Here is a 6,831-nt window from a genome sequence, read left to right on the forward strand (position 1 = left end):
GATGACTGGACCGACTTCCCAGCCCCGCAACCCCGTGATCCTGACCGTGGACGACGATCCTGCGGTTTCGCGTGCGGTGGCAAGAGATCTGCGTCGCCACTACGGCGAACGCTACCGAATCGTCCGCGCCGAAAGCGGCCCGGACGCGCTGGCGACCCTGAAGGAGCTCAAGCTCCGCGGCGAAACCGTCGCGGTGCTGGTGGCCGACTACCGGATGCCCCAGATGAGCGGCATCGAGTTCCTCGAGAAGGCCATGGATCTGTTTCCACTGGCCCGGCGGGTGCTGCTGACCGCTTACGCCGATACCCACGCTGCCATCGACGCCATCAACGTCGTCGACCTCGACCACTACCTGCTCAAGCCGTGGGATCCGCCCGAGGAGAAGCTGTACCCCGTCATCGACGGACTGCTGGAGGATTGGCGGGCCGTCGGCGACCGAGCCATGCCGTTCACCAAGGTGATCGGCCACCGCTGGAATCAGAGATCCTGGGAGGTGCGCCAGTTCCTGGCGCGCAACCAGTTCCCGTTCCGCGCGTTCATGGCCGACGAGCCAAAGGGCAAGCAGCTTCTCGACGCCGCCGGACTCGACGGCATGGCGCTGCCGGTGGTGATCACCGAGAAGGGCGAGGCACTGGTCGAACCCAGCGACGGCCAGCTGGCCGAGCTCCTCGGGCTGTCCACCGAGCCGTCCCTGCCGATGTACGACCTCGCCGTCATCGGCGGCGGACCGGCAGGCCTGGCCTCCGCCGTGTACGGCGCGTCGGAGGGGCTTGAGACCGTACTCATCGAACGCACGACGACGGGCGGCCAGGCGGGCCGCAGCTCCCGAATCGAAAACTACCTGGGCTTTCCGATCGGCGTTTCAGGCGCCGAACTTACCAACTCGGCCCGCAGGCAGGCGGAACGGTTCGGCGCCGAGGTGATCACCACCCGCGACGTGGTGAAGCTGCACGTGGGCGAGGCTGCCCCGACCATCGAATTCGAGGATGGCAGCACAATCGGCGCGCGCTCGGTGATCCTGGCGACCGGCGTGGAGTATCAGGAGCTTCGCGTCGTGGGCTGTTGGAGCGACCCGGACAACCCCGATGGCTGCAACTACGTCGGCCGCGGCGTCTACTACGGCGCATCCGTCTCCGACGCCGAGGAATGCCGGGACGAGGACGTCTACATCGTCGGCGGCGCCAACTCGGCAGGCCAGGCCGCCATGTTCATGTCCAAGACGGCGAAGTCCGTCACGCTGCTGGTGCGCGGGCCGTCGCTGGAGGCGTCCATGTCGCACTACCTGATCGAGCAGATCGAGGCGAACCCCAAGATCCACGTCAAGACGTGCACCCAGGTCGTCGACACCTGCGGCGAGGACGATCACCTGACCGGCCTCTGGCTGGAGGACAAGCAAAGCGGGACGCGCGAGAAGGTCGACTGCGGCCGGTTGTGCTGCTTCATCGGCGCCACCCCGCGCACCGACTGGCTCGACGGCGTGCTCGCGCTCGACGACCGCGGTTTCGTGCTCGCCGGGCCGGACCTGAAGGACGTCTGCGGATGGGACAGGGATCGTCCGCCGCACCACTTGGAAACAAGTGTGCCCGGTGTGTTTGTTGCAGGGGATGTGCGCTCGGAATCCGCGAAGCGGGTGGCGGCCGCCGTCGGTGAAGGATCGATGGCCGTGATGCTTGTGCACCGCTACCTGGCTGAAGCGTGATGGCCGGCACCGCCGGCGTGGCCTAGAAAGGAACCCCCCAATGGGCGAAACATGTCTGCCCGACGAGCTCCGCACGCTGTTCCTCTTCGAGAAACTGACTGACCGGCAGCTCGAGTCGCTGTGCTCCCACGGACACCTGGCGCGTTTCGATCCGGGACCAATCTGCATCGAGGGCGAAGCCGCGACGTGCTTCTACGTCCTCATCGAGGGTGAACTGTCCATGTCGAAACGCTCCGGCGGCGCCGACATCGAGACCAATCGGACCTCGCAGCGCGGTGTCTACTGTGGCGCGTGGAGCGCGTACGTCGACGGCGTACCCCAGGTCTACGAGTCCTCCGTACGCGTCACCAAGCCGTCGAAGTTCTTCGTGCTCGAAGCCGAGGCGTTCGGCGACTTCGTGAAGACCGAGCTGCCCATGGCGGTGCACCTGCTCGAAGGCCTCAAGGTCGGCGGGCTTCGGCAGCGCCAGATCATCGACCAGCGGGAGAAGCTGCTGGCGCTCGGCCAGCTGTCCGCGGGCCTGACCCATCAGCTCAACAACCCGGCCGCGGCCGCCGCCCGCGCCGTCTCCGACCTGCGCGAGAAGGTCGCCGGCATGCGCCACAAGCTGGCGATGCTCGCCGACGGCAAGTTCAGCCCCGAGGGTCTGCGCGTCCTGGTGACGATCCAGGAAGAGGTGGCCGAACAGGTCGCGAAGTCGAAGGCGCTCGAGCTCACCGCGTTGGAGGCCTCCGACCGCGAGGACGCGATCGGTGACTGGCTCGAGGACCACGGCATCATCGGGGCGTGGGACTACGCGCCGACCTTCGTCGAGGCGGGGCTGGACACCGACTGGCTGGAGCGCATCTCGGCCTCCGTCGACGAGGTCGACGCGACCGCATCGTTGCAGGGTGCCATCGGCTGGCTGAGGTACACCATCGACACCGAGCTCATGATGAACCAGATCGCCGAGGCGAGCAGCCGGATCTCGGCGCTGCTGGCGGGCGCCAAGCAGTACTCGCAAATGGACCGTGCGCCGTACCAGAGCGCCAACGTCCACGAACTCCTGCGGAGCACCATCATGATGTTCGGGGAGCGGGTCGGCAAGGACAAGCCGGTCAAGCTGGTCAAGGAGCTGGACCACTCACTGCCCGAGATCCAGTGCTACCCAGGCGATCTCAATCAGGTCTGGACGAACGTCATCGACAACGCGATCCAGGCGATGGATGGCCATGGCACGCTGACCATTCGTACCGCACCCGTCGGCGAGGACGCCATCAAGGTGGAGATCTGCGACGACGGACCCGGCATTCCTCAGGACATCATCGATCGCATCTTCACGCCGTTCTTCACCACGAAGGCGTTCGGCGAGGGCACCGGTCTCGGCCTAGACCTGGCGTGGCGCATCATCGCGCAGAAGCACCACGGCAACATCCGCGTGGAGTCGAAGCCGGGTGACACTCGGTTCATCATCATCCTGCCGTTGGTGGCGCCGAAGCCGGAGGAGTCCCCGGCCGACACATCGCCGGATCTCGGCGAGGCCGTCGTCCGTACGACCGCCTGATTTCGATCGGCACCAGCACGGTGGAATAGTCGCGTCGACCACCCGGGTTGACCCCAGCATGACAAAGCCCAATCTTGGCAAGTTCGGCGTGTTCGGTCACCATTCGATGTGGCAACGATTGACCCCTGCGCAGCTTCGGGAGATCGAAGCGCTCGGCTACGGCGCCATCTGGGCGGGTGGGTCGCCCGCTGCCGAACTCGACTGGGTGGAACCCATTCTGGGCGCGACGACCACGCTGCAGCTGGCGACAGGCATCGTCAACGTCTGGACCGCCGAGGCGGGTCCGGTCGCCGAGTCGTTCCACCGCATCGACAAGGCCTACCCGAACCGGTTCCTGCTCGGCATCGGCGTCGGCCATCCCGAGGCGCACACCGAGTACAAGAAGCCGTACGACGCGCTGACCGAGTACCTGGACAAGCTCGACGAGTACGGCGTGCCCAAAGACCGCCGCGTGGTGGCCGCGCTCGGACCGCAGGTGCTCAAGCTGTCGGCGCGACGCAGCGCAGGCGCCCACCCCTACCTGACGAATCCCGAACACACCGCAGGCGCGCGCGAGCTCGTCGGCCCGGACGCCTTCCTCGCCCCGGAGCACAAGGTCGTCCTCACCACGGACGCCGAGCAGGCACGCGCGGTCGGGCGCAAGGCATTGGACCTGTACCTGGGCCTCGCCAACTACGTGAACAACTGGAAGCGTCTCGGCTTCACCGACCAGGACGTCACCCGTCCGGGCAGCGACGAGCTGGTGGACGCGTTCGTGGCGCACGGGACGGTGGACGCCATCGCGGCGCGCCTGTCCGAACACCTCACCTCTGGAGCCGATCATGTTCCGGTTCAGGTGTTGGCGGATACTGACAAGCTGGTACCCGCTCTGGCTGACCTGGCGGGGCCGCTCGGCTTGAAATGAGTTGACCTGGATTCCGAAGGGACGCGCATGACCTACCAGCGAATAACAAAGTGGATCGCGCATGACTGAAGCAGCCGACCTCAAACCCAACCTGGGGCGCTTCGGCGTCTGGACCTTCGGGGCGGTGAGTCCCGAGCAGGCAGTCGAGATCGAGAAGCTGGGTTACGGCGCCGTTTGGGTGGGTGGATCCCCCGCTGGTGACCTGGCCTTCGTAGAGCCGATCCTGGACGCGACCGACACGCTGCAGTTGGCCACGGGCATCGTCAACGTGTGGGCGGCACCCGCCGAGCAGGTCGCCGAGTCGTATCACCGGATCGAGAAGGCCCATCCCGGCAGGTTCCTGCTTGGGATTGGGATCGGCCACCCCGAGCACACCGAGGAATATCGGAAGCCTTACGACGTGCTGGTCGAGTACCTCGACGCACTGGACGCCGCCAACGTCCCCACTAGTCGCAGGGTGGTCGCGGCGCTCGGACCGAAGGTGCTCAAGCTGGCGGCCAGGCGCAGCGCGGGCGCGCACCCGTACTTGACCACGCCCGAACACACCGCGCAGGCCCACGAACTGATGGGGCCCAGCGTGTATCTGGCCCCCGAGCACAAGGTGGTCCTGAGTAGGGATGCCGACCAGGCGCGAGCAATCGGGCGCGAGGCGGTGGACTTCTACCTCAACCTCAGCAACTATCTCAACAGCTGGAAGCGGCTCGGCTTCACCGACGCCGACATCACGAAACCGGGTAGCGACAAGCTAATCGACGCCGTGGTCGCTCACGGGACGCCAGACGACATCGCCGCCCGACTGAACGAGCACATCGCCGCGGGAGCGGACCACGTCTGCATCCAGGTGCTCGGCGGCGCCGACAAGCTGGTGCCGACGCTCGCGGAATTGGCGGGGCCGTTGGGACTCTCGGTCGACGGCTAGCCCGGACACCCGCTAGGGTTTTCGATCATGCGTTTGCTGGTCACGGGGGGAGCCGGCTTCATCGGCGCCAATTTCGTCCATTCTGCCGTGCGGGAGCACCCAGACACACAGGTCACGGTGCTCGACGCGCTGACCTACGCGGGCAGCACCGAGTCGTTGGCGGCGGTGGCCGGCGACATTCGTCTCGTCGAGGGCGACATCACCGACGCCAACCTGGTGGACGAACTGGTCGCCGAGTCCGACGCGGTTGCGCACTTCGCCGCTGAGACGCACGTGGACAACTCGCTGGCCGACCCGGGGGCGTTCGTGCACACCAACGTGGTCGGCACCTTCACCGTGCTGGAAGCCGTGCGCCGCAACGGCGTTCGTCTGCACCACGTTTCGACCGACGAAGTCTACGGTGACCTGCCGCTCGGCGATCCCGTGCGCTTCACCGAGTCGACGCCGTACAACCCGTCGAGTCCGTACTCGTCGACCAAGGCGGCCTCGGACATGCTGGTGCGATCCTGGGTGCGGTCCTACGGCGTCCGAGCGACGATCTCGAACTGCTCCAACAACTACGGGCCCTACCAGCACGTGGAGAAATTCATCCCCCGCCAGATCACCAACGTGCTGACGGGCCGCCGCCCCAAGCTGTACGGCGCGGGCGCCAACGTCCGGGACTGGATTCACGTCGACGACCACAACGACGCCGTGTGGCGCATCCTGTCCGATGGCGAAGCCGGCAGGACGTATCTCATCGGGGCCAACGGCGAGCGCGACAATCTGTCGGTGATGCGCAGCGTCCTTCGCCTGATGGACCGCGATCCCGACGACTTCGAGCACGTGACCGACCGGGTGGGCCACGACCTGCGATACGCGATCGACCCGACGGCACTCAACGACGAACTGGGGTGGGCGCCGAAGCACACCGATTTCGAGAGCGGTCTGGCCGCCACCATCGCCTGGTACCGCGACAATGAATCATGGTGGGGCCCTTTGAAGGATGCCTCCGAAGCACGGTACGAGGAGCGCAGCCAATGACCATCCGCGAACTGTCCGTGCCCGGCGCGTGGGAGATCACGCCCAAGGTCTTTCCCGATCCGCGCGGCCGCTTCTTCCAGTGGTTCACTGATTCCGAGTTAACGGCGATGACGGGCCATCGACTGGACTTCCGGCAGGCCAACGTCTCGGTGTCGGCAGCGGGCGTGCTGCGTGGACTGCACTTCGCACAGCTCCCGCCGAGTCAGGCCAAGTACGTGACGTGCCTGCACGGCTCGGTGTTCGACGTCGTGGTCGACATCCGGGTGGGCTCACCGACGTTCGGTCGATGGGACTCGGTGTTGCTGGATGCCCACGACCATCGCACGGTGTACCTGTCGGAGGGTTTGGCGCACGGATTCCTGGCTTTGCAGGATGATTCGACGATCGCCTACCTGTGCTCAGCGGGCTATGCCCCCGACCGCGAACACACCATCCTCGCCACGGATCCGGCGATCGGCATCGACTGGCCCCTCGTCGACGGCTCCGAACCGAACCTGTCTGATCGGGATGCCGTGGCGCCGACCTTGGCCGAGATCCAGGCGACGGGCCTGTTGCCGACGTGGGAGGACGCCCGGGCGTTCGTCGACAGGCTGCGCACCTCAGACGGCGCCTGAGAAGGGCACCCCGACCGGGGATCGGCCTGGCAACCAGGCCGGCGACTGCGCGGTCCTGACGGCCGCGGTCGACACCGGCCCGTGCGGTGCGGGCGTCACGACAGACGTGCTGACGTTCGAGTTCGGCTG

General features: G+C 66.5%; 6 protein-coding genes. All 6 read left to right on the forward strand.

Going from position 1 to position 6,831, the window contains the following annotated elements; translation table 11 throughout:
- The first annotated feature begins 1 nt into the window (after window position 1).
- The gene (locus ABW137_RS06780; RefSeq protein ID WP_526398186.1) at window positions 2-1,699 is read left to right on the forward strand and encodes an FAD-dependent oxidoreductase; all 1,698 of its coding nucleotides are present in this window, start codon (window positions 2-4) and stop codon (window positions 1,697-1,699) included.
- Window positions 1,700-1,739: 40 nt separating this feature from the next.
- Window positions 1,740-3,242: an ATP-binding protein gene (locus ABW137_RS06785; protein ID WP_526398188.1), complete on the forward strand. Its 1,503-nt coding sequence runs from the start codon at window positions 1,740-1,742 to the stop codon at window positions 3,240-3,242.
- Between the two features lie 58 nt (window positions 3,243-3,300).
- Complete coding sequence (locus tag ABW137_RS06790; protein WP_526398190.1) at window positions 3,301-4,146, forward strand: LLM class F420-dependent oxidoreductase; 846 nt, start codon at window positions 3,301-3,303, stop codon at window positions 4,144-4,146.
- A gap of 61 nt (window positions 4,147-4,207) precedes the next feature.
- The gene (locus ABW137_RS06795) at window positions 4,208-5,065 is read left to right on the forward strand and encodes an LLM class F420-dependent oxidoreductase (RefSeq protein WP_526398192.1); all 858 of its coding nucleotides are present in this window, start codon (window positions 4,208-4,210) and stop codon (window positions 5,063-5,065) included.
- Window positions 5,066-5,092: 27 nt separating this feature from the next.
- Window positions 5,093-6,088, forward strand: a complete 996-nt coding sequence (rfbB, locus tag ABW137_RS06800; protein ID WP_526398194.1) for a dTDP-glucose 4,6-dehydratase — start codon at window positions 5,093-5,095, stop codon at window positions 6,086-6,088.
- A complete protein-coding gene (rfbC, locus tag ABW137_RS06805; protein ID WP_526398196.1) occupies window positions 6,085-6,702 on the forward strand; it encodes a dTDP-4-dehydrorhamnose 3,5-epimerase in 618 nt (205 codons plus the stop codon). The genes rfbB and rfbC overlap by 4 nt, the downstream gene beginning before the upstream one ends.
- The last annotated feature ends 129 nt before the right edge of the window (window positions 6,703-6,831 follow it).

The sequence above is a fragment of the Mycobacterium sp. genome (assembly GCF_040509115.1).
In the GTDB taxonomy this organism is placed as follows: domain Bacteria; phylum Actinomycetota; class Actinomycetes; order Mycobacteriales; family Mycobacteriaceae; genus Mycobacterium.